This is a genomic window from Janthinobacterium sp. 67 (genome assembly GCF_002797895.1).
Taxonomy (GTDB): Bacteria; Pseudomonadota; Gammaproteobacteria; order Burkholderiales; family Burkholderiaceae_D; genus Janthinobacterium.
In genome coordinates this window covers 2,766,375-2,789,203 of record NZ_PGES01000001.1, presented here as the reverse complement: position 1 = coordinate 2,789,203, position 22,829 = coordinate 2,766,375, and the positions used below count along the sequence as shown (strand labels likewise).

At 63.0% G+C, this 22,829-nt stretch carries 20 protein-coding genes; 17 read left to right on the top strand and 3 right to left on the bottom strand.

Translation table 11 applies throughout. The features are described from left to right. Positions 1 to 51: 51 nt before the first annotated feature. Positions 52 to 3,183, bottom strand: a complete 3,132-nt coding sequence (locus CLU90_RS12530) for an Rne/Rng family ribonuclease (RefSeq protein ID WP_100428067.1) — start codon at positions 3,181 to 3,183, stop codon at positions 52 to 54. Between the two features lie 696 nt (positions 3,184 to 3,879). On the opposite strand from CLU90_RS12530, the gene CLU90_RS12525 reads away from it, so the two are divergent. From CLU90_RS12525 to CLU90_RS12510, 4 genes are all read left to right on the top strand, one after another. Next, positions 3,880 to 4,875, top strand: coding sequence for an RluA family pseudouridine synthase (locus CLU90_RS12525; protein WP_100428066.1), 996 nt, complete (start codon positions 3,880 to 3,882; stop codon positions 4,873 to 4,875). A gap of 95 nt (positions 4,876 to 4,970) precedes the next feature. Then, the gene (locus CLU90_RS12520; RefSeq protein WP_100428065.1) at positions 4,971 to 5,630 is read left to right on the top strand and encodes an HAD-IA family hydrolase; all 660 of its coding nucleotides are present in this window, start codon (positions 4,971 to 4,973) and stop codon (positions 5,628 to 5,630) included. After that, on the top strand, positions 5,627 to 6,010 hold the full coding sequence (locus CLU90_RS12515; protein ID WP_175539222.1) for a Rieske (2Fe-2S) protein: 384 nt from the start codon (positions 5,627 to 5,629) through the stop codon (positions 6,008 to 6,010). Before CLU90_RS12520 ends, CLU90_RS12515 begins: the two co-directional genes overlap by 4 nt. 17 nt (positions 6,011 to 6,027) lie before the next feature. After that, positions 6,028 to 7,029 carry a S49 family peptidase gene (locus CLU90_RS12510; RefSeq protein ID WP_100428064.1) on the top strand — a complete coding sequence of 334 codons (1,002 nt, stop codon included), beginning with the start codon at positions 6,028 to 6,030 and terminating at the stop codon, positions 7,027 to 7,029. A gap of 377 nt (positions 7,030 to 7,406) precedes the next feature. Here the strand turns inward: CLU90_RS12510 and CLU90_RS12505 are convergent, their stop codons facing one another. Further along, a complete protein-coding gene (locus tag CLU90_RS12505) occupies positions 7,407 to 7,790 on the bottom strand; it encodes a hypothetical protein (protein WP_100428063.1) in 384 nt (127 codons plus the stop codon). 256 nt (positions 7,791 to 8,046) lie between these two features. Here CLU90_RS12505 and CLU90_RS12500 point away from each other — a divergent pair, with 256 nt between their 5' ends. The 12 genes from CLU90_RS12500 (at position 8,047) to CLU90_RS12445 (ending at position 21,142) form a co-directional block, all read left to right on the top strand. Further along, positions 8,047 to 8,757 carry a pseudouridine synthase gene (locus tag CLU90_RS12500; RefSeq protein ID WP_100428062.1) on the top strand — a complete coding sequence of 237 codons (711 nt, stop codon included), beginning with the start codon at positions 8,047 to 8,049 and terminating at the stop codon, positions 8,755 to 8,757. A gap of 88 nt (positions 8,758 to 8,845) precedes the next feature. Continuing rightward, positions 8,846 to 9,844, top strand: a complete 999-nt coding sequence (locus CLU90_RS12495; RefSeq protein ID WP_100428061.1) for a fumarylacetoacetate hydrolase family protein — start codon at positions 8,846 to 8,848, stop codon at positions 9,842 to 9,844. A gap of 139 nt (positions 9,845 to 9,983) precedes the next feature. After that, positions 9,984 to 11,177: a flagellar biosynthesis protein FlhB gene (gene flhB / locus CLU90_RS12490; protein ID WP_034754106.1), complete on the top strand. Its 1,194-nt coding sequence runs from the start codon at positions 9,984 to 9,986 to the stop codon at positions 11,175 to 11,177. Continuing rightward, positions 11,174 to 13,270, top strand: a complete 2,097-nt coding sequence (flhA, locus tag CLU90_RS12485) for a flagellar biosynthesis protein FlhA (RefSeq protein ID WP_092711089.1) — start codon at positions 11,174 to 11,176, stop codon at positions 13,268 to 13,270. Before flhB ends, flhA begins: the two co-directional genes overlap by 4 nt. Positions 13,271 to 13,537: 267 nt before the next feature. Further along, entirely contained in the window at positions 13,538 to 14,866 is a 1,329-nt protein-coding gene (gene flhF, locus CLU90_RS12480) for a flagellar biosynthesis protein FlhF (protein WP_034754102.1), read from the top strand. After that, complete coding sequence (locus tag CLU90_RS12475; RefSeq protein ID WP_092711087.1) at positions 14,859 to 15,722, top strand: MinD/ParA family ATP-binding protein; 864 nt, start codon at positions 14,859 to 14,861, stop codon at positions 15,720 to 15,722. The genes flhF and CLU90_RS12475 overlap by 8 nt, the downstream gene beginning before the upstream one ends. Before the next feature lie 45 nt (positions 15,723 to 15,767). Beyond that, positions 15,768 to 16,499, top strand: a complete 732-nt coding sequence (locus CLU90_RS12470) for an RNA polymerase sigma factor FliA (RefSeq protein WP_010400804.1) — start codon at positions 15,768 to 15,770, stop codon at positions 16,497 to 16,499. Continuing rightward, positions 16,481 to 17,227 carry a flagellar motor protein gene (locus CLU90_RS12465; protein WP_046685945.1) on the top strand — a complete coding sequence of 249 codons (747 nt, stop codon included), beginning with the start codon at positions 16,481 to 16,483 and terminating at the stop codon, positions 17,225 to 17,227. The genes CLU90_RS12470 and CLU90_RS12465 overlap by 19 nt, the downstream gene beginning before the upstream one ends. A gap of 16 nt (positions 17,228 to 17,243) precedes the next feature. Next, positions 17,244 to 18,014, top strand: coding sequence for a flagellar motor protein MotD (motD, locus tag CLU90_RS12460; RefSeq protein ID WP_092711346.1), 771 nt, complete (start codon positions 17,244 to 17,246; stop codon positions 18,012 to 18,014). Between the two features lie 108 nt (positions 18,015 to 18,122). Beyond that, on the top strand, positions 18,123 to 19,733 hold the full coding sequence (locus CLU90_RS12455) for an S-layer protein (RefSeq protein WP_100428060.1): 1,611 nt from the start codon (positions 18,123 to 18,125) through the stop codon (positions 19,731 to 19,733). A gap of 103 nt (positions 19,734 to 19,836) precedes the next feature. Next, complete coding sequence (locus tag CLU90_RS12450; RefSeq protein WP_092711344.1) at positions 19,837 to 20,199, top strand: translation initiation factor Sui1; 363 nt, start codon at positions 19,837 to 19,839, stop codon at positions 20,197 to 20,199. Between the two features lie 85 nt (positions 20,200 to 20,284). Beyond that, complete coding sequence (locus CLU90_RS12445) at positions 20,285 to 21,142, top strand: hypothetical protein (RefSeq protein WP_100428059.1); 858 nt, start codon at positions 20,285 to 20,287, stop codon at positions 21,140 to 21,142. Positions 21,143 to 21,325: 183 nt separating this feature from the next. Here the strand turns inward: CLU90_RS12445 and CLU90_RS12440 are convergent, their stop codons facing one another. Continuing rightward, a complete protein-coding gene (locus CLU90_RS12440) occupies positions 21,326 to 21,889 on the bottom strand; it encodes an FxDxF family PEP-CTERM protein (RefSeq protein WP_100428058.1) in 564 nt (187 codons plus the stop codon). Positions 21,890 to 22,427: 538 nt separating this feature from the next. Between CLU90_RS12440 and CLU90_RS29295 the strand changes: the two genes are divergently transcribed. Next, the gene (locus tag CLU90_RS29295) at positions 22,428 to 22,826 is read left to right on the top strand and encodes a CPBP family glutamic-type intramembrane protease (protein WP_157808812.1); all 399 of its coding nucleotides are present in this window, start codon (positions 22,428 to 22,430) and stop codon (positions 22,824 to 22,826) included. Positions 22,827 to 22,829 lie beyond the last annotated feature (3 nt).

The following is a 22,829-nucleotide window of genomic DNA, read 5'->3' as shown; positions in this document are numbered from 1 at the left end:
GAAGCCTGAGCTTCCCCTTTCATCATTGGCGGCTGGGCGAACCCGGCGCGCTTATGGACGCTGCGTGTTGACCTGGATCAACGGCTCATCCGATTGCGGCGGCAATGGCTTGCGTTCGCGTGGCTTGCGTACCGGAGCGACTGCCTTGGCGGCCGCTTCCTGCGCCAGGCGCAGTTTTTCCGGATCGGTGGCAGCCAGGGTCAGGCCGGCCGAGCCGAGCACTGCGCTCAAGTCCAGCGGCGCCGCCACAGGGGCTGGCGCCGGAGCAGGAGCGGGAGCAACGACAGGCGCAGGAGCAACTTCGGCAACCGCCGGGGCAGCTTCCGCTACTGGTGCTGGCGCGGCTGCTGGCGCTTCTTCCGCCACGGCGACGGTTTCCACGGCAGCTGGCGTTTCCACGGCTGGTGCCGCTTCGGCGTTCACTTCCGCTGGCGCTGGAGCTGGAGTCGGCGCAACTTCCGTCTTCTCGGCAAAGCTGTACTCGGCAGCTGGCGCTGGTTCGGCAGCAACGGCGGCTTCCACAGGAGCTGGCGGCACGATCACTTCAGCAGCCGGAGCGACTTCTTCGACCTTGGCGATCTCCACGGCCTTGACCACTTCGACCACTTCGACTACTTCGACTACTTCAGTCACGACGGCTGGTGCGGCTTCGGCAGCAGCTTCCACTGGCGCAGCGACGGCCACGACAGTAGCGGCAGCGACGACGGCGATCGGTGCGGCGGCTTCAACGGCGGCAGCGGCGGCAGCGGCGGCTTCCGGCGCCGGAGCAACCGTAAAGCTGATCACTGGCGCGTCCTGGCCTTCGTTGTCACCGTTTGCCGATTCAATCAGCTCGCCCGTTTCGCGGTCGCGGCGGTTGCGGTTGCGGCCGCCACGACGACGGCGGCGGCGCGGTTCTTCGCCTTCCACGTCGCTTTCCGTCTCTTCGCCTTCAGGGCCGGCATTCGCCGGCGCTTTCAGCAGATTGGCCGGTGCGGCGTCGAATTCAGGGCCGTTCGACGTCACGACGACGTTGACTGCGCTGGCGGTGGCACCAACCAGTGCCAGCTCTTCAGCTTTCACTTCAGCAACAACAGCCTTGTCGGCGCGTGGTTCGCGCGCTTCGCGTGGCTGGCGTGGCGGACGCTCGGCGCGCTCTGGACGTTCCGCGCGTTCCGGACGCTCGGCGCGTTCAGGGCGTTCACCGCGTTCGCGTGGTGCTGCTGCCGTATCGCCGTTCTCGCGCGCTTCACGCGGTTCGCGTGGCGGACGCGGTGGGCGTGGCGGACGTGCCGCTTTTTCCAGTGCTTCCGCTTCTTTCGCTGCATCGTCCTGGGCTGGACGGCCCTGGCCCGGTTCGCGTTCTTCGCGGCCTGGCTTGCCGTTGCGGCCACGGCCACGCGGGCCACGGCTGTTGCGGTCGCCACGGTCGGCGCCGGCCGGCTTGGCCGGTGCGACAGGGGCGGGTGCGGGCGCCACCGGTGCCGGAGCGCCGGTGAAGAAGCTGATGATCTTGGCGATCAGGCCCTGTGGCGCGGCAGGCGCGGCCACGGGAGCCGGTTTCGCTTCGACGGGCTTGCGCTCGACCATCGGTGCCGGCTGGTCAGGGGTGATCGTCTTGACGACGGCTTCCTGGCGCGGCTTGGCTTCTTCCTTCTGGCGCTTGCTGTACGCCATGTCGGTTTCAGCGCTTTCCGCCAGATTGTAGCTGGCCTGGCTGTCTTCCAGACGCGGATCGTCGTGCTTGATGCGTTCCAGCTTGTAGTGCGGCGTTTCCAGATGCTTGTTCGGGATCAGGATCACGGCGATGCGGTGGCGGTTCTCGATCTTCAGCACTTCGCCGCGCTTTTCGTTGAGCAGGAAGGCGCCCACGTCCACGGGTACTTGCACGTGGATGGTGGCCGAGTTTTCCTTCATCGCCTCTTCCTGGATGATGCGCAGCACCTGCAGGGCGGACGATTCCGTATCGCGGATGTGGCCGGTGCCGGAGCAGCGCGGGCACGTCACGTGTGAACCTTCGGACAGCGAAGGGCGCAAGCGCTGGCGCGACAGTTCCATCAGGCCGAAGCGGGAAATCTTGCCCATTTGTACACGGGCGCGGTCATGGTGCAGCGCGTCTTTCAGGCGCTGTTCCACTTCGCGCTGGTTCTTCGCCACTTCCATGTCGATGAAGTCGATGACGATCAGGCCACCCAGGTCGCGCAGACGCAGCTGGCGGGCCACTTCTTCGGCCGCTTCGCAGTTGGTGTTGAAGGCGGTCGTCTCGATGTCCGAGCCGCGCGTGGCGCGGGCCGAGTTGACGTCGACGGACACCAGCGCTTCGGTATGGTCGATCACGATGGCGCCGCCCGATGGCAGCGGCACGGTGCGGCTGTAGGCCGTTTCGATCTGGTGTTCGATCTGGAAGCGCGAGAACAGCGGCACGTCGTCGCTGTAGCGTTTTACGCGGTGCACCATGTCGGGCATCACGTGGCTCATGAACTGGTGCGCCTGGTCGTAGATCTCGTCGGTGTCGATCAGGATCTCGCCGATGTCGGGCTGGAAGTAGTCGCGGATGGCGCGGATGACGAGCGACGATTCCTGGTAGATCAGGAAAGCGCCGTTGGCCGACTTGCCGGCGCCTTCGATGGCGCGCCACAGTTGCATCAGGTAATTCAAGTCCCACTGCAGTTCATCGACGTTGCGGCCGATGCCTGCCGTGCGGGCAATCACGGACATGCCAGCTGGCAAGTCCAGTTTATCCATGGTTTCGCGCAATTCCTGGCGCTCTTCGCCTTCCACGCGGCGCGATACGCCACCGCCACGCGGGTTGTTCGGCATCAATACCAGGTAACGGCCGGCCAGGGAAACGAACGAGGTCAGGGCGGCGCCCTTGTTGCCGCGCTCTTCCTTTTCAACCTGGACCATGATTTCCTGGCCTTCGCGCAACGCTTCCTTGACGGAGGCGTTACGGACGTCGACGCCTTCGCGGAAATACGTGCGGGCAACTTCCTTAAAAGGCAGGAAGCCGTGGCGGTCTTCGCCATAGCTGACGAAGCACGCTTCGAGCGATGGCTCGATGCGCGTGATCACGCCCTTGTAGATGTTGGATTTGCGCTGTTCGCGCCCGGCTGTCTCGATATCGATGTCGATCAGTTTTTGTCCGTCGACAATCGCTACGCGCAGTTCTTCTTGCTGCGTGGCATTAAACAACATGCGTTTCATTTTTATAACTCCGCGACCCGTAGGCCATCTCAAAGCCGCTTCCGGGGAAGCGGCGAAGTACAGGGATATATGCGAGAACGGGAGTGCTGGCGGGGGAAATGCCCAGGCGTGCGGAGCAACAACGCGTACGAGGTATACGTTACGGCCGCAACAGGCGCGGTGAGGTCGATCGTCATGCCGAGTGCACGGGACACTTGCAACTCATCTGAAACAGCCCGGATGAGAATGAACTGCATCGGGGACAGAGAATGCAAGTGGTCAGCAAATTCAGAGCCAAAATCGTTAGCCGGCTCATTACAGGGATCGCGATGGCGAGGCTTGGCCTCAGCCTATCATCGACAACCCTCAGTATTTGGCCACATACGGGGTTTGGCGAAAACGGCAAGCGTTATCAACTTCATCAACCCGCGAGCCCGACTCGATAAGTCGCGCTAACGGGTACTTATCCTTATAATCCCACACTCACTTCAGCATCTCCACGCGTTATCCGATTACAACTACGGTGCAACCTTGATTCGCGCAGGGATGGTGCATATACATTTTTTTCCACCGAATTTGCAATTTGGCGAGGCCGGTGGAGACGCCCCTGTGTAAAATGTGCTTTTATTCTTACACTCGCAGCAGCCAGGGCCGCAGCAAAAACAATTATATATTCAAAATGAAGGACTTAGAGAGATTTCTGGGAAGACATAGTAAATGAAGAGTCAAAATGATGTTGTTCCCCCTTCAACACCCCCGGTTCAGCCGCAAGCGCAATTCGTCACGATCGCCGAAGAAGAAGCAGGCCAGCGTATCGACAACTACTTATTAAGAGTGTGCAAGGGAGTGCCTAAAAGCCACATCTACCGGATATTGCGATCGGGAGAAGTGCGGGTCAATAAAGGCCGTATCGATCAGCTGTACCGTCTCGCCGCCGGCGACGTGGTGCGCATTCCACCCGTGCGCGTGGCCGAAAAGGCGCCTACGGGCGCGCCGGCCGCCGAATTCAAGATCATCTTCGAAGATGCGCAGCTGCTCGTCATCGACAAGCCGGCGGGCGTGGCCGTGCATGGCGGCTCGGGCGTGTCCTTCGGCGTGATCGAGCAATTGCGTGCTTCGCGCCCCGACGCCAAGTTTTTGGAACTGGTGCACCGCCTGGACCGCGACACGTCCGGCTTGTTGTTGCTGGCAAAGAAACGTTCCGCGTTGACGAATTTGCACGAACAGATGCGCGACGGCGTCACGGACAAGCGTTACCTCGTGCTGGTGGCCGGCGACTGGAAGAATGCGCGCCAGCATATCAAGTTGCCATTGCACAAATATACGACGGCCGAAGGCGAACGCCGGGTGGCCGTGCAGGCCGATGGCCTGGCCTCGCACACGGTGTTTTCACTGTTGCATAAATATCACAACTTCGCCTTGCTGGAAGCGGAATTGAAGACGGGACGCACGCACCAGATCCGCGTGCACCTGTCTTCGTCCGGTTTCCCCATCGCCGGCGATGATAAATATGGCGACTTCGCCCTCAACCGTGCCCTGTTGAAAGCCGACAGCACGCGCGGCGCCCTGAAACGCATGTTCCTGCATGCGCACCAGATCACGTTTGTGCATCCGGAAAACGGCAAGACGATGACCCTGAATGCGCCGCTGGCTGCCGAATGCGAGCGTTTCTTGGTAAGCTTGGGCAAACCATTGGCCGTTGCCGCACGATAAGTATAGTATCCACCGCGTGCGCGCGACACTACTCACAAGGTAGTCAGTCGCCATCATTCATTCTCAAGGAGCCGGCGGCTATATCGTCGGGAAACATGGCAAGAAAGCAATTTGATCTGATCGTCTTCGATTGGGACGGTACCCTGATAGACAGTACCTCGACCATCGTCAAGTGTATCCAGGCATCGGCCAAAGACCTGGGCTTGCCTATTCCCACCGAGTTGCTCGCTTCGCACGTGATCGGCCTGGGCTTGCAGGAAGCCATGCAGCTGGTGATGCCGGACGTGGAGCCGAAATACCATGCGCGCATGGCCGAGCGCTACCGCTATCACTATCTGTCGCGCGACCATGAGCTGGCTTTGTTTCCCGGCGTCTACGAAATGCTGGAGGAACTGTCGCAGCAGGCGTATTTCCTGGCGGTGGCCACGGGCAAGAGCCGTGTCGGCTTGAACCGTTCCCTGAATGCCGTCAAGCTGCTGTCCCTGTTCGATGCGACGCGCTGCGCCGATGAAACGTTTTCCAAGCCGCATCCGGCCATGTTGCAGGAACTGACGCGCGAATTGGGGCAAGACATGCGTCGTACCGTGATGATCGGCGACACCAGTCATGATTTATTGATGGCAAGCAATGCAGGCGCGGCGGGTATTGCCGTAGAGTATGGGGCGCATCCTGTGGAGCAATTGCAGGCTTGCAAGCCCCTGTACTCGGCCGCCACGGTGGCCGATCTGCATCAATGGCTGAGCGAGCACGCATGATGAGCGATGTTGTCGACGTTTTCATCTGTGCCGCCGACGCCGTCGCCGATGGCGGCAAGGGCGTGCGCTTTCCCGTCTCGGCCGGTGGCGAAACGACCACGGGCTTTGTCGTGCGCCACGGCGGCAAGGCGTATGGCTACCTGAACCGCTGCGCCCACGTGCCCATCGAACTGGACTGGGCGGAGGGCGAGTTTTTCGAGTCCAGCGGCTTGTACCTGATGTGTTCGACCCATGGCGCCATCTATGTGCCGGAAAGCGGCTATTGCGCGGGCGGCCCCTGCAAGGGCGGGCGCTTGCGTCCGATCGCCGTGGTCGAGCGCGACGGCCAGCTGTACTGGCAGCCCGACGAGTATGTCCAGCCGTTGCCGGCCTTATTGTAATTTAAGCAAAGTGAATCATGAGCGATAACACGAATGACAAGCTGGGCAGCAGCGCGCCAGCGGCCGGTCACGGCGCCCCTGCGGGGAACTGGGAGCGCGACGTGCTGGAAAAGCTGGTATTTGCCACTTTGCAAGAGCAACGCGCGCACCGCCGCTGGAGCATCTTTTTCAAGGTCTTCGGTCTGCTGATCGTGCTGTTCGCCCTGTGGGTGTTTTATGACTACAACACGGCCGACGACGGCGAAACCCTGGGCCGCCACACGGCCCTGATCGACATCAACGGCGCCATCGAGTCCGAAGGCAGCGGTTCGGCCGCCGTCGTCATCCCCGCGCTGGACAAGGCGTTTTCCGATAGCGGCTCCGTGGCCGTGGTGCTGCATATTAATAGTCCCGGCGGCAGTCCCGTGCAGGCCGGCATGATCGTCGACGAGATGCAGCGCCTGCGCAAGGGCTATCCGGACAAGCCTTTATATGTGGTGGTCGATGAAATGTGCGCCTCGGGCGGCTATTACATCGCGGCGGCCGCCGACCGCATCTACGTCAACAAGGCCAGCGTGGTCGGCTCCATCGGCGTGCTGATGGATGGTTTCGGCTTTACGGGCGTGATGGAAAAGGTGGGCGTCGAGCGGCGTTTGCTGACGGCGGGCGAGAACAAGGGCTTCATGGACCCGTTCAGCCCCATGACGGAAAAACACAAGGCGTATGCGCAAGGCATGCTCAATGAAATCCACCAGCAATTCATCGAGGTGGTACGGGCGGGGCGGGGCAAGCGCCTGAAGGAAACGGCCGATACCTTCTCCGGCTTGTACTGGACGGGTGCGAAAGCCGTGGAAATGGGTCTGGCCGACGATTTCGGCACGGTTGACAGCGTGGCGCGCGACGTCGTCAAGGCGGAAGACATCGTCGACTACACGCAGCACGAAGGCTTGCCGGAACGGGTGCTCAAGAAATTTGGCGCCGCCATGGGTGCGGGCGCCATGAAGGCGGCCGTACAGCAGTCACAACCGGCGTTGCGCTGAGGACATCACTCTTGACTGGCAGGCAATCCAATCGAGAATCGTTTTCAATAAGGTGGTAAATTGGCTTGAAAATGGGGCCGCTTGGGCTATAGTGAAGACGTAGTTCTTTTCAAGGAGGGGCGATATATCAACTATGTTGTCAGTACTAACTTGATTGGCAGGTCTTGGAACTACTCGCCGCATCGCAGATGTGGTTTTGAGTGAATTTACATTCCTCACTAAAGTCCCGATGGGGCTTGGGAACGGCGGCGCAATGCCGCCGTTTCCTTTTGTGCGTCGTGCGTGCCGTATGGGTTGACGGCGCTGGATGTGTACTCTGGATGTGCCGGCAAGGCAGGCATGCGAGGGCGGGGCATGGCTGGTCGGGTGGGCCGGGTTCAGACGGCGCAGCCGTTGCAGTGGACGGGCAGGGGAGACGCGTTGACCTGACGGGCTGCCGCAGCGCTGGTGCTGACGCTGTTGCTGGAGCCTCTGTCGGACGCCGTGTTTGCCATGGGGGGCGTGGTCACGTCGTCGGCATCCGCATCCGCGTGCGCAAAACCGCCCAGTTCCAGCCAGCACATGAAATGGCATTGCGCTTCGGCATGCCAATGCGTCTGGCTCGCTGGCGATGGGGGGGCGTCCTCATCCTGCGGCGCAGGGGCGCTGCTCCAGCGCGCCACGCCCAGTCTCACCTTGTGCATAGCCGCCTGTTCCTCGGCGATGCGTTGGCGCATGTCGGCGATGCTGCCTTGTAAGGCGATGGTATCGATATGCTTCATACAATGTCCTTGTGAGTCGTTGCTTGGTTATTATTCCTAAAGCTCATTAGGCGGATTCCTAACGAAGTTTCAGTCTATCAATGCGATATTCCGAGCGCTTGATATTTCTCAAAGGAATTGGCCATTTATATCGAAATCTCACCTTGTACTTCAGCTTATCTGTGCGTGCGCAAGCCTGCTGCGACCTCCGCAGCCTGGCGCAGGCGCGCTACGGCGCCGCTTCACGCTGTCAGCCGCTTCTGGTAAAGTCACGCCCATGAGTAAATTATCCCTAGACCGCATCCTGCAATCGCAGGGTTTTGGCACCCGTAAATACTGTCGTTCCCTTATCGAGGATGGCGATGTCGTCATCGATGGCGTCACCCAGACCAATTACCGCACCACCGTCGAGACTGAAGGCCTGGTGCTGCACGTGTTCGAAGAAGAGTGGGTCTACCGCGCGCACCTGTACCTGGCGCTGAACAAGCCCGCCAACTTCGAATGCTCGCGCAAGCCCAGCCATCATCCTGGCGTGCTGACCCTGCTGCCGGAACAGTTCACCTGGCGCGAAGTCCAGCCCGTCGGCCGGCTCGACCACGATACGACCGGCATGCTGCTGATGTCCGACGATGGCCCGTTTATCCATGCACAATCGTCGCCGAAGCGCCACGTTCCGAAAATTTACCAGGCCACCACGCAAGAGCCCGTGACGGATGAACTGGTGGCGCAGCTATTGGCTGGCGTGCAATTGCACGATGAGCCGGCCCCGCTGGCGGCCCTCGTCTGCATCAAGCGGGGAGAGCACCAGCTGGAAATCGTGCTCGAACAAGGCAAATACCACCAGGTCAAGCGCATGCTGGCCGCCGCCGGCAACCATTGCAGCGCGCTGCACCGTTCCGCCATCGGCAGCCTGACCCTGGAATCGCTGGGCATTGCCGAAGGCGAGTGGTGCTATCTCACGCCTGAGCAAATAGCGCTGCTGGCGTAATCTCTTCCTGATCGCCAAAGCCGGGGATGTCCCGGCTTTTTGGCGTCTTTAGCCTCCAACTGCCCGCATCTGACGAAGTTTCCCGCACATGAAATTAGCAACTCTAAAAGATGGCACGCGCGATGGCCAGCTGGCTGTCGTCTCGCGCGACCTGAAAACGGCCCACCTGGCCGATGGCATCGCCTCGACCCTGCAAAAGGCGCTCGACGACTGGAGTTTCATCGCGCCCCAGCTCGACTTGCTGTACCAGACCATCAATAGCGGCCGCGGCCATCGCGCCTTCGAGTTCGATCCTGCCAACTGCATGGCGCCTTTGCCGCGCAGCAGCTTGCGCGTGGCAGGCGCATCCTATCTGCAGCAGATCGAGCGGGCCTGCAAGGCGGCGGGAGTCGAGACGCCCGCCAATTTGCGCGATGCGCCAAGGATGTACCAGGGCGCCAGCGACGATTTCCTCGGCGCCCACGATGACATTATCCTGGCGCACGAGCAGTGGGGCATCGATTACGAGGCCGGCATCGCCGCCATCACGGACGACGTGGCCATGGGGTCGACGCCTGACCAGGCGCACCTGAACATCAAGCTGTTGATGCTGGTTAACGACATCACCCTGCGCAACCTGGCGCCCGACGAGCAGGCCAGCGGCTATGGCTTCCTGCAAGCGAAACCGGCCATGGCCTGTTCTCCCGTGGCGATTACGCCCGACGAACTGGGCGACGCCTGGCGCGGCGGCAAGGTGCATTACGCCTTGCGCTGCAGCCTGAACGGCAAATTGACGGGCCAGCCCCACGCGGGCGCCGACATGGCCTTCAATTACCCGCAATTGCTCGCCCATCTGTGCCAGACGCGCAATGCGCGCGCCGGCAGCGTGGTCAGCGCGGGCGGCGTCGCCAACAAGGAAGTCAAGAAGGGCTTTTCCAGTATCGTTGAGCGACGTAACCAGGAGATGATCGCCGATGGTGTCGCCAGCACACCGTATCTGCTGTTTGGTGATGTTGTTCGATTGGAAATGCTGGGTGATGACGGCAAATCGCTGTTTGGCGCCATCGAACAGACGGTGAAGCAGGCGGAAGCCAGGAAGTCGCGCTAAGGTTTCTGAGGAGCAAAGGAAATACAGGGGAATTGCCCCCCTGTTCCCCCGATGGCATTCTCTCGCTGGAACCGATAATGCTCCATGCCCAGTCCGTATTGCGCCTAGCCAGGCTGCAGGACTTCACCGGAGTTGATTGATGTCGGAAGACAGCGACGCAGAAAAGACCGAAGCCGCGTCACCGAAGCGCCTCGAGCAGGCGCGTGAGGAAGGCGACGTTCCGCGATCGCGTGAAGTGGCCACGTTTACGGTGCTGATGGCGTCCGGCTGCTGCCTGTGGTTTGCCGGCGACGCCATCGTGCGGCGGCTGACGGCCGTCATGGTTTCCGGACTGACGCTGGACCGCGAGCAAATCCTCAATCCGGATGCGATGATGTTGCGCATCGGCTATGACGTGGGCTCGGTCTTGCTGACTTGTCTGCCGTACGCCGCAGCCATCATGCTCGTCGCCCTGGCTTCGCCCGTGCTGGTGGGCGGCTGGCTGTTCAGTTCCAAGGCATTTACCCCGAATTTTGGCAAGCTCAACCCGATTCGCGGCCTGGGCAATATGTTTTCGAAGAACGCGCTGGTGGAGTTGCTCAAGGCCATCGCCAAGACCCTCGTCGTCGGCGTCGTCGCCTGGATGGTGATGCAGCATCAAAAGGACGCCGTGCTGGGCCTGTCGGTGGAATCCTTGCGCGCCGGTTCGGCCCATCTGATCAGCCTGCTGATCACGGCCTTTTTGCTGATCGTCGGCGCGCTGGGCCTGATCGCCGCCATCGACGGTCCGTACCAGATGTGGCACTACGCCAACAAGATGAAAATGACCTTGCAGGAAGTCAAGCAAGAGTCGAAGGAATCGGACGGCAATCCGCAGATCAAGGCGAAGATACGCCAGATGCAGCATGAAATGTCGCGCCGCCGCATGATGGCCGACGTGCCGACGGCCGACGTGGTGGTAACGAATCCTACCCACTACGCGGTGGCGCTGAAGTATGGCGAGAATTCGCGCGGCGCGCCGCAGGTGGTGGCCAAGGGTATCGACGAAGTGGCGGCGAAGATCCGTGAACTGGCGGGCGAACACAAGGTCGCCATCCTCGAAGCGCCCGCCCTGGCGCGCGCGCTGTACAAGCACACGGACATCGGCGACGAGATTCCCGAGGCGCTGTATGGCGCCGTGGCCGAAGTGCTGGCCTATGTGTTCCAGTTGCGCAGCTATGGCAGCGGCCACGGCGAACGCCCCGACAAGCCGAAAAAACTCGACGTGCCGCCCGAGCTCGACCCGCTCGACCCCGCGTCGCAGACCAAACCCGCGGCAGACGCGGCAGACAAGAATAAAGGAAGCACACCATGAACGGCCTGACCATGCCAGCCTGGCTCAGCGGATTGAAAGGCAACGCCAGCAAGGGCATCGCCGCGCCGGTCATCATCATCATGCTGCTGGCGATGATGGTGCTGCCGCTGCCCGCCTTCATCCTCGACATCTTCTTCAGTTTCAATATCGCGCTATCGATCATCGTGCTGCTGACGGCGCTGTATACGGTCAAGCCGCTCGACTTCATGGCGTTCCCGACCATTTTGCTCGTGTCGACCATGCTGCGCCTGTCGCTGAACGTGGCGTCCACGCGCGTGGTGCTGACGGAAGGCCACACGGGTGCCGACGCGGCCGGTAAGGTGATTGAAGCGTTCGGTCACTTCCTGATCGGCGGCAATTACACGGTCGGTATCGTCGTCTTCATTATTTTGACCATCATCAACTTTACCGTCGTGACCAAGGGCGCGGGCCGTATCGCCGAGGTGGGCGCCCGCTTCGCGCTGGACGCCATGCCAGGTAAACAGATGGCCATCGATGCCGACCTGAACGCCGGCCTGATCGGCGAAGACGAAGCGCGCCGCCGCCGCACGGAAGTGGCGCAGGAGGCGGAATTCTACGGCGCCATGGACGGTGCCAGCAAATACGTGCGCGGCGACGCCATCGCCGGCATCATGGTCACCGTCATCAATATCATCGGCGGCCTGCTGGTGGGCTTGCTGCAGCACGACATGGGTTTTGCCGATGCGCTCAAGAACTACACCTTGCTCGCCATCGGTGACGGCCTCGTGGCGCAGATTCCTTCGCTGATCATTTCCACGGCGGCCGGTATCGTCGTCTCGCGCGTGGCCAGCGAACAGGACATCGGCACCCAGCTGGTGGGCCAGCTGTTTGCGAAACCGCAAGTGCTGTATATTACCGCCGGCATCATCGGCGGCATGGGCCTCATTCCCGGCATGCCGAACATGGTCTTCATCCTGCTGGCATCCATGCTGGCGGGAGCCGCCTATCTGATCAGCAAGAAACGCGAGCAGGCGAAGGAGGCGGCCGAGAAGCCGGCCGAAGCGCCGCAAGCGACCGTGGCGCCCGAGCAGGAAGAAGCCAGCTGGCAAGACATCATGCCCGTCGATACCCTGGGCCTGGAAGTGGGCTACCGCCTGATTCCCCTGGTCGACAAGACGCAGGGTGGCGAATTGCTCAAGCGCATCAAAGGCATCCGCAAGAAGTTCGCCCAGGAAGTGGGCTTCCTGGCGCCGCCCGTGCACATCCGCGACAACCTGGAACTCAAGCCGTCCGCCTACCGCATAACCCTGAAGGGCGTGGAAGTGGGCGTGGGCGAAGCGTTCAACGGCCAGTTCCTGGCCATCAACCCCGGCATGGCCAGCGGCACCTTGCCGGGCCTGGCCACGAACGACCCTGCGTTCGGCTTGCCCGCCACCTGGATCGACGCCAGCCTGCGCGACCAGGCCCAATCGATGGGCTACACGGTCGTCGATGCGGGCACCGTGGTGGCCACGCACCTGAATCACCTGATCACCTCGCATGCGTCGGAGTTGCTGGGCCGCGCGGAAGTGCAGTCCTTGCTCGATCACCTGGGCAAGGACGCGCCGCGCCTGGTGGAAGACCTGGTGCCGAAGATGCTGTCGCTGTCGGCCCTGCAGAAAGTGCTGCAGAACCTGCTGGCCGAAGGCGTGCACATCCGCGACATGCGCACCATCATCGAAACCCTGGCCGAGTACACGGTCAGCACGCAAGACCCGAACGAGCTGACGGCGCTGGTGCGCGTGTCCCTGGGCCGCGCCATCGTGCAGCAACTGTTCCCCGGCGCGGCCGAACTGTCCGTGATGACGCTCGACAGCCGCCTCGAGCGTTTGCTGATGCAGGCGATGGGCAATGGCGGCGACGGCGCCGGCATCGAGCCGGGCCTGGCCGACACCATCGCCCACCAGGCGGGCCTGGCTGCCCAGCAGCAGGAAGCGCTGGGCCTGACGCCGGTGCTGCTGGTGCCGGCGCCGCTGCGCGCCCTGCTGTCGCGCTTCCTGCGCCGCGCCTTGCCGCAACTCAAGGTGCTGTCGCATGCGGAAGTGCCGGAAACCAAGACGATCCGCGTCACGGCGCTGGTGGGCGCGCAGTAGTTATCTTCATTAGTACCGGGGTCAGACCCGCCGGGTCTGACCCCAGCCTTCGTTTGGGTCAAGAAAAACATCAATTTCCTCCCGGCAAACTGAATAACGGGTACTTTCCCGCCCTGTTCCTTCGATCGTTTCCTGCAAGCATCGCTAATAATGGAAACTGTCCGGGTGATCTGTGTCCATGTGGAAGACAGCACTCAAGCAACAGGAGTCGATGATGGTCACACAGTTCAGCCAATATTGCGCCACCCCCGCCTTGGGAGGCCGGTCATGAATGTGAAGAAATTTACGGGCGCCTCGTCGCGCGATGCGCTGCGCAAGGTGCGCGAAGCGCTGGGCCCCGATGCCGTGATCCTGTCGAACCGCCAGGCCGATGGCGTGGTGGAAATCCTCGCGCTGGCCAATGACGATGCCGCTTCGCTCGCTTCGCCGCCGGCCGCGTCCGAAATGGCCCAGCCCCGTCCCCAGTTGCAGACCCAGTTCGCCACGCCGCAGCGTCCGGCCGCCCCGGCCCAGCGCCCGGCCGCGCCACGTCCTGCCGCGCCGCGCCAGGCTGCCTCCGAGCCAGTGGACATGGCCCGCATGCAGCAGATGATGGCCAGCGCGCTGGCGCACGTCAAAGAGAACGCCGCCGCCGAGATGAGCGGCATGATGAATGAAATCCGCGCCATGCGCGGCATGATGGAAACCCAGCTGGCGGAAATCTCCTGGGGTTCGACGCAGCAGCGCGAACCGCAAAAAGCCGTCGTGCTGCGCGAAATGCTGGCCGCCGGTTTTTCCGCCAGCCTGGCGCGCTACCTGATCGACAAGCTGCCCGCCGGCCTCGACGGCGCGCAAAGCATGCGCTGGATCAAGACGGTCCTCAGCCGCAACCTCAATACGGTGGCCAATGAAGACGCCATGCTCGAGCAGGGCGGCGTGTTCGCCCTGGTCGGCCCGACCGGCGTGGGCAAGACCACCAGCACGGCCAAGCTGGCGGCCCGCTGCGTGATGCGCCATGGCCCGGAAAAGCTGGCCCTGATCACCACGGACGCCTACCGTATCGGCGCGCATGAACAGCTGCGCATCTACGGCAAGATCCTTGGCGTGATGGTGCATTCCGTGAAGGATGAAGCGGACTTGCGCATCGCCCTGAAAGAATTGAAGAACAAGCACACGGTGCTGATCGATACGGTGGGCGTGAGCCAGCGCGACCAGATGGTGACGGAGCAGGTGGCCATGCTGTCGGGCGCCGGCGCCGACGTGAAGCGTTTGCTGTGCCTGAACTCCACGGCGACGCAGGAAACCCTCAACGAAGTGGTGCGCGCGTATCAAGGCAGCGGCCTGGCCGGCTGCATCATGACCAAGCTCGATGAAGCGGCCTCGATCGGCAACGTGCTCGACGTGGTGATCCGCCAGAAGCTGAACCTGTTCTATGTGTCGAATGGCCAGCGCGTGCCGGAAGACCTGTACCTGGCCGACCGCGGTTACCTGATCGACCGCGCCTTCAAGCTCAAGCGCGACTCGGCGGCCACACAGTTTTCCGATGCCGAACTGCCGCTGCTGATGGCGCAGGCGGCCGCCCGCAACAATGAAGCGCGCGGGGTGCACCTTGGCTAATTTTGATTTCGACCAGGCCGAAGGCTTGCGCCGCATGCTGGCCGGCCCGCAGCCGCGCGTCATGACGTTCCTGTCGGCCACGCCGCAGGACGACAAGGGCGCCATGCTGGTCAACCTGGGCGCCTCGCTCGCCTACGGCGGCAATGACGTGCTGCTGCTCGACGCCAGCGGCGGCAGCGATGGCGTGGCCGCGCGCCTGGGACTGGCGCACGGCGCCAGCCTGCGCGACGTGGCGCGCCAGCAGTGCGGCTTGAACCAGGTCATCCATCAGGTGCCGCAAGGCTTCGGCGTGGCCAGCCTGGGCGCGCGCAACCATTTGATGGACAGCATGGACTACGCGGGCGAAGATGAACTGCGCCGCCTGGGCAAGACCTTCGACGTGCTGGCGCGCCAGAGCGGCATCGTGCTCGTCGACGGCGTCGTGGCAGAAGAGGGCGCCTGTTTCCCCGTGCCCTTGATGGCGTCGTCCGATATCGTCGTGCAAGTGTCCACCAGCGCCACCTCGATCAAGGCGGCCTACTGCCTGATCAAGCGCCTGAGCCAGGAACTGGGACGCCGTCCGTTCGGCATTCTCGTCACCGGCGCTTCCGAATCCGAGGCAAAAGTGGTATACGATAATATGGCACAGGCGGCGAGCCGTTACCTGGCCGTGAAGCTGACGTCGATGGGTTCGGTGCCTGCCGATGAGTATCTGCACCGCGCGGCGCGCCTGGGCCGCAGCGTGGTCGATGCGTTTCCGCTGGCCGGCGCCTCGGTGGCGTTTCGCGGACTGGCCGAGCGGCTGGCCCGTTCGGCGGCGCCGGTGCTGGGCGGCACCTTGTACCAGACGGGGAGCGCCCACCAGTTCAGCGCCTGAAGCCAACCGTAGCACCAGATAAGACGAGAAAACAATAAGCAGCCTATGTACACGGTCAAAGGGAAATCGAACAAGGACTATTTGCTGACGGAGCACATTCCGCTGGTGAAGCGTCTGGCGCACCATATGAAGGCGAAATTGCCGCCTTCGGTCGAGGTCGATGACCTGATCCAGGCCGGCATGATCGGCCTGCTCGATGCCATCAGCCGCTATGAAGAAACGCATGGCGCGCAGTTCGAGACGTATGCCGTGCTGCGCATCCGCGGCGCCATGCTCGACGAATTGCGCACCAGCGACTGGCTGCCGCGCAGCATGCGCCAGAACATGCGCAAGATCGAGGAGGCGATGAGCACCTTGCAGCAGCGCCTCGGCCACCCGCCGACCGAGTCGGAAGTGGCGAAACTGCTGAAAATGTCGCTGGCCGACTACCAGGAAATGCTGGGCGACGGCGGCGGCCACCAGCTCGTGTACTACGAAGACTTTCACGACCCGGACGGCAATGACAGCTTCCTCGACCGCCACTGCGTGGACGAGGACAGCGACCCCTTGCGGTCCCTGCTCGATACCGATTTCCGGCAATCCGTGATCGATGCCATCGATGCGCTGCCGCCACGCGAGAAAATACTCATGGGCCTGTACTACGAAGAAGAGCTGAACCTGAAGGAGATCGGCGCGGTGATGGGCGTGTCGGAATCGCGCGTCTCGCAGCTGCATACCCAGGCCGTCGCGCGCCTGCGCGCAACCTTGAGGGAGCAGGCGTGGACTGGTCCAGCGTAATCGGGCTGGCGCTGGCGCTGGCGGGCCTCTTGGTCGGCCAGGCACTGGAAGGCGGCAAGATGGCCTCCCTGCTGCAGCCGGCCGCCTTTGCCATCGTCATCATCGGCACCTTCGGCGCCGTACTGCTGCAAACGCGGCTGCGTACTTTCGTGCGCGGCCTGGAAATGCTGCGCTGGGTCTTCCTGCCGCCGGCCGACACGCGCGCCGCGCTGGCGCGCGACATCGGGCAATGGAGCCTGACGGCGCGCCGCGACGGCCCGCTGGCGCTCGAGCGCCTGATGGAAAACACGGCCGACCGTTTCAACGCCAAGGGCTTGCGCATGATCGTCGACGGCATCGCGCCCGACAAGCTGCGCCAGCTGCTCGACGTGGAAATCTCCGCCTATGAGATGGCCGAGCGCCAGGCCGTCAAGGTGTGGGAATCGGCGGCCGGCTATTCGCCCACGATCGGCATCCTGGGCGCCGTGCTGGGCCTGATACACGTGATGGAAAACCTCACCGACCCAAGCAAACTGGGCAGCGGCATCGCCGTGGCGTTTGTCTCGACCATCTATGGCGTGGGCCTGGCCAACCTGCTGTTCCTGCCGGTGGCGAACAAACTCAAGGCCATCGTCTCGCGCCGCGTGCTGCAGTACGAAATCACGGCCGCCGTGCTGTACGACATCGCCACGGGCGACCATACGCGCATCATCGAAGAGCGCGTTTCCAGCCTGCTTCACGAGCACTGAGCGAGCACTGACCATGATGCGGCGCGCGCGCAGGAAGTATGACGAGGAACCGGACAACCAGGACCGCTGGCTGATCTCGTACGCCGACTTCATCACCCTGCTGTTCGCCTTTTTCGTCGTCATGTACGCGATTTCGCAAGTCAACGAAGGCAAGTACCGCGTCTTCCAGAATGCCATCGGCCAGGCCTTCAGCCTGGAAAAGGGTGCGCCGCCCATCGTCATGGAAGCGCCGCAAGCGATCCCGCTGCCGAACCCCGCCCTGAAACGCCGCACGGAAGCCATCCGCCGCGAGCGCGAACACATGACGCGCCTGGCGCAAGACCTGACGTCCACGCTGGCGCCGCTGGTCAAGGAAGGCAAGGTGCGGGTCACGCAGACGAGCCGCGGCGTGAGCGTGGAAATCAATGCCAGCGTGCTGTTCGACCCGGGCGCGGCGCGCCTGACGACGGAGTCGGACCAGGCCCTGCGCGCCGTTGCCGTGCTGCTCAAGGACGATACGCACGACGTGCAGGTGGAAGGGCATACGGACGTACAGCCGATCAGCAATTCCAATTTCGCCTCGAACTGGGAATTGTCGGCCGCGCGCGCCAGCGCCGTGGTGCGCCTGTTCATCGCCAGCGGCGTGCAAGCGTCGCGCCTGACGGCCGTCGGCCACGCCGACAACATTCCCGTGGCCCCCAACGACACGGCGGAAGGGCGCGCGCGCAACCGCCGGGTCGCCGTGACGATCTTGTCGGGCATCCCCGAAACGGTGACGGAAGTGCCGACGGCGCCGCCGGCCAACTAGGACGGGCTTGCGGACCGGCGCCAGTCCGGCGGACCGGGCGCGTGTCATTCGCTGGTCATACTGGAATGCTAGGCTGTCGCACTTCTTTTCAGCCTCCAGGTCGATCCCATGTCTTACTCCAGAACGTTGCTTCCTTCGGCCATCGCCATCCTGTTGAGCGTTGCCGCTTGCGGCGGCGATAGTGATCCCGCTGGCGGCGTGCCGCCGCTACCGGCCGGCCGCTGGATCGCCGGCGACCTGCATACCCACACCACGCAATCGGCCGACGCCGATGTCAGCCAGACGCTGGACAAGGTGCTGGCCAAGTCGTTCACCACGTATGGACTCGACTGGATGGCGCTGTCCAACCATTTGCGCGTCTCCACGCGCGACGCGCTGGGCGCGCCGCTGGCGGCGCCCATCCCGATGTCCATCGGCGCCGAGCGCTATGAAATTCCACGCGTCCAGGCGCTGCAGGCCACCGGCACCTACGCCGACAAACTGATCTTTTCCGGCTTCGAGTGGGACATGCCGACCCATGATCACATCGGCATCGGCCTGTTCGACGGCGCCGACAAGCTCAGCACCAGCACCCGGGGCATGAAGGAGTTCGAATATCTGTTTACCACACGCGACGCGGCCATGTTCGACGCCGCCGACGTCGCGGCATGGAAAGGCAAATATGGCGAGGCCCGCTATAACAGGACGGCCGCCGATGCACTGCAAGCCATCAACTGGCTCAAGCAGAATTACCCGGAAACCAGCTACGCCGTCATCAACCATCCGTCGCGCAACAAGGGCAGCTACAGCATTGCCGATTTCCGCGCCTTTAACGATGCCGCCCCCAACATCATGTTCGCCATCGAAGGCATGGTCGGCAACCAGATGGAGCCGGACCGCGGCGGCTATACGGCTGCCTACACGGACGACAATGCGCTGCTGCGCGTATATGGCGGTGTCGATTACGTGGTGGCCAAGCTGGGCGGGCCATGGGATGCGCTGCTGGGCGAGGGACGCCGCATCTGGAACCTGACCGATTCGGATACCCACTTCAAGATCGTCGGCGGCAACAGCAGCGGTTACTTCCCTGGCGAATATGCGAAGAACTATGTGTTCAACGGCGCGCAGGGTGCGCCGCTGGCGAAGGACTTGCTGGCCGGTTTGCGTTCGGGCAAGATGTTTTCCACCTATGGCGACCTGATCAACGCGCTGGATTTCAACCTGGCCAGCAAGGACGACCGCAAGGAGATGGGCGGAGAGCTGAAAGTGGCCAGCGGCGAGAAAGTCACCATCACCATCCGCTTCCGCAGCCCGGCCAAAAACAACTACGAAAAGCCCGTCGACAGCGGCGTGGCCGCCAGCGTCAAGCCCGTGGTCGATCATGTCGACCTGATCGTCGGTGATGTGGGAGCGAAGGCGGCGGCGGGCACGCCGGCCTACCATGTTGCCGCCAATGCCAGCACGCGGGTGCTCAAGCGCTTTACCAGCGCGGACTGGAAACTCGGGGCTGACGGCTACTACAGCGTGAGCTACGAAACGACGGCGACGAAGAACCAGTATTTCCGTCTGCGTGGCACCAATCTGGGAACCGATGTCGCCGGCCTGACGCAGGGTGGCGAGCCGCTGGCCGACCAGCGCACGGGCACGACGGACAGCACCCAGCGTTTCAATGATATCAACGACCGCAATTACCGCAGCCTGTGGTTCTATGCGAATCCCGTGTTCCTTACCTTGCGTTAATAGCATCGTCGGCCGTGCGCCGCCGGACGGTGCGGGATCCCGCTTGATCCCGCACCGTCCCCGCTTGGTACAATCGCGGCCTTCTTTCTTTTATTTCTTCATCATGAAAAGCAGCTCCCAGGGCGGTCTCGTCTATTCCACCGAAACGGGCCGCATGTGCCCCGCCTGCCGCCAGCCGCTGGCGCAATGCGCGTGCAAGGCGCAAGCGAAGGCGGCGCCCGCCGGCGATGGCGTGGTGCGCGTGTCGCGCCAGACCAAGGGGCGCGGCGGCAAGAGCGTCACCGTGGTCAAGGGCCTGGCGCTGGACGCCATCGCGCTGGCCCTGCTGGGCAAGCAGCTGCGCACGCAGTGCGGCTCGGGTGGCACGGTCAAGGATGGCGTGATCGAAGTGCAGGGCGACCATGTCGACATCATCCTGGCCGCGTTGGTGAAACTGGGGCACCAGCCGAAAAAGGCCGGCGGCTAGGCGGGACGCGTGCGTGCGGAGGCGTGCGGCCCGCTGCCGCGCGCCTGTGGTAACGTGCGTTTCCCATCACGCGCGCCACCTCATCATGAATAGCAAACTGACCGGTATCGCCATCGCCGCCGCCATCGCGGCAGTGCTGGCGTTCGCTTACTGGCCGGCGCCTGATGACGACGCGCCGGACACTGCCGCCACCGCTGTCGCCAGCGCGCCGCCGGGCCGCAGCCTGGCGTCGTATCTGAATATCGACGCCACTCCGGCCGCCGATGCCGGGCCTGCTCCCGTGACCCTGGCGCAGCAGCTTGCGCGCCTGGCCGCCAGCGGCAAGCCGGAAGACGCGTATGCGGCCTACAACCTGATCGACGACTGCATCGTCTTCCAGCAGGAAAGCCGCTTGCCGGGGCTGGAATTCGAGCTGGGGCGCGAAATGACGGCGGAAGAAAAGACGGCCCAGCAGCAGCTGTGCGCGGGCCTGACGCAGCGCCAGCGCGAAGACCGCCTCGGCTACCTGGCCGCCGCCGCGAAGGCCGGCGTGCCGGGCGCGGCTACCCTGTTCCTGTCGGAAGGCCCGTTCGGCGACCGCAGCGCGCTGCGCAACCGCCCCGACGATCCGCTGGTGCAGGCATGGAAACGGCAAGCCATCGCCCAACTGACGGCGCAGGCGGACGAGGCGGAGCTGACCAGCGTGTCGACCCTGATGATGGCGTATCTGCGCGATGGCGACGTGGTGCAGAAAGACGCGCCGCAAGCGTATGGCTACCTGCTGGCCCTGCGCATGGTGTACAGCGATATTCTTACGCCGGGCACGACGAACCCTTACCAGGATGAGTACTGGCACTGGCTGCAAAACGAGCTGACGCCGGAACAGCAGGCCGCCGCCCTCATCAAGGCGAATGGCATCGCGGCGAAATTTCGCCAGCATACGGGCCGGCCCGCACACGGTTGAGTGCGTGAGCCCGCCCCTGCGCAATCTGGCCCGTGTTAAGCCAGCGCTTGCATGAAGCGGCTCCTGCATGAGCGAAGCCATGCACAAACTAAGCCGTACATAAGCCACAGTCCGTGCATGGAGCCGCCTCGCCGGCCCCATGTCTGCCGGCAATGGCAGTGCTTGCAGACGCCCGGATGCCGCTCAGTCAGCCGTCTTGCGGCGCCGTATGCTATAGCCGATCAGGCCGATTCCCGCCAGCAGCATGCCATAGGTGGCCGGTTCGGGTACGGCCGTCGTGATGGAAATGTCCAGCACGGAATCACGCACGCCGGTGCCGCTTGCCACCAGGGTGTAGGTGCCGGGCCCCAGCAGGCCGTTGAAAGTCGAATGGGCAAACGCGCCCAGCATGCCGGCAAAGGTATCCGATTGCACGAGATTATTGCTGGAGTCGAACAAGTCAATGTTGACGCCAGTCAGGCGGGGACCGACTTCGTTGGCGCCCGTGACCAGCCAGGCGGCATTCCCCACGAACGACTGCACGCCGGCGCCGATCGTAAACGTGGTCGTTTGCAGCAGCGAGCCGCGCTCCGTCGTGAAGGTGTCGACGAACAAGGTGTCTTGCGCCAGCAGCGGCGCGGCCACCACGGCCGTCGAGACGAGATGGTTGTAGAACACGGCTTGCGTTTCGGCCTGGGCGCCCGGCGCCAGAAGGGTGCAGCCGAGCAACAGCGCCGCGCCAGCCTTGCTTACTGAGAGAGAGTTCATATCATGCTCCTGTCTACTTGCGATTGAAGTGGAGTGCGTCATGGCGCAGCGCAAAGCGCAGGCTGGACGCGTGAAATGGATTAGCTATGCCTGCGGAACGATGTTCGTGTCGGCGAGGAAAGTCTCACCTGGAGATGTGCGGCGTATGCTAGGGATTAGCATATAGTCATCATCCGTCTCAAGTTTGAGCGCGCTCAAAGGTGCGGCTTCGAAGGGCTGCCGTTGTTGTTTCTGTGTGCGGCGTTCTGGAGGGAATGGCTGCTGCTCCCGTGTCCGCATTGGCTTGCAACAATTGGCGTAGTTTGTGACTGCCGCGCCGGGCTATGATGGCCGCACATTTGCCTGGGTGGGCAAGATACGCATGAGGAGCGGCACACGGATGTTGAAAACGATGAATTTGCCAATATTGCAACCATCTGTGAGCCTGGCCGCGCTGCGGGCGCGCATGGCGGCGCGGCCCATGCGGGGTGCCATATGCCTGGGCTTGTGCGCAGGCGCCGTGAATTGTCTCATTTGCATATTGTTGTTGCTGGCAGCCATGGCACTGTTTTCGCCGGAGCAGCTGGGCGGCACCGCTGCGTCATCGCTGAAAGGCGCCGGCATGGCGACGATCTTCTGGATGGTCGTCGTCTGGGCACCGCTGTTCGAGACGATCATCGGGCAGTGGCTGCCGCTTGAGGTGTTGCGCCGCTACAGGGTGCGTGCCGGATACAGCCTGCTGGCCAGCGCGGCACTGTTTTCCCTGTTGCATGTCATGGGTGGTTCCGGCATTTTGCACGCTGGCATGACTTTCATTGCAGGCGGCTTCTTCGCGGCCTGCTACCTGGCGGCGCGCAGCATGGGCGTGGCGCCCGCCTATGTGGCGGCGGCTGCGGCGCATGCGAGCAGCAATGGCTTGTTGCTGTGCCTGTCGCTGCTGTTTCCTGGCCTGGAGTAGTGA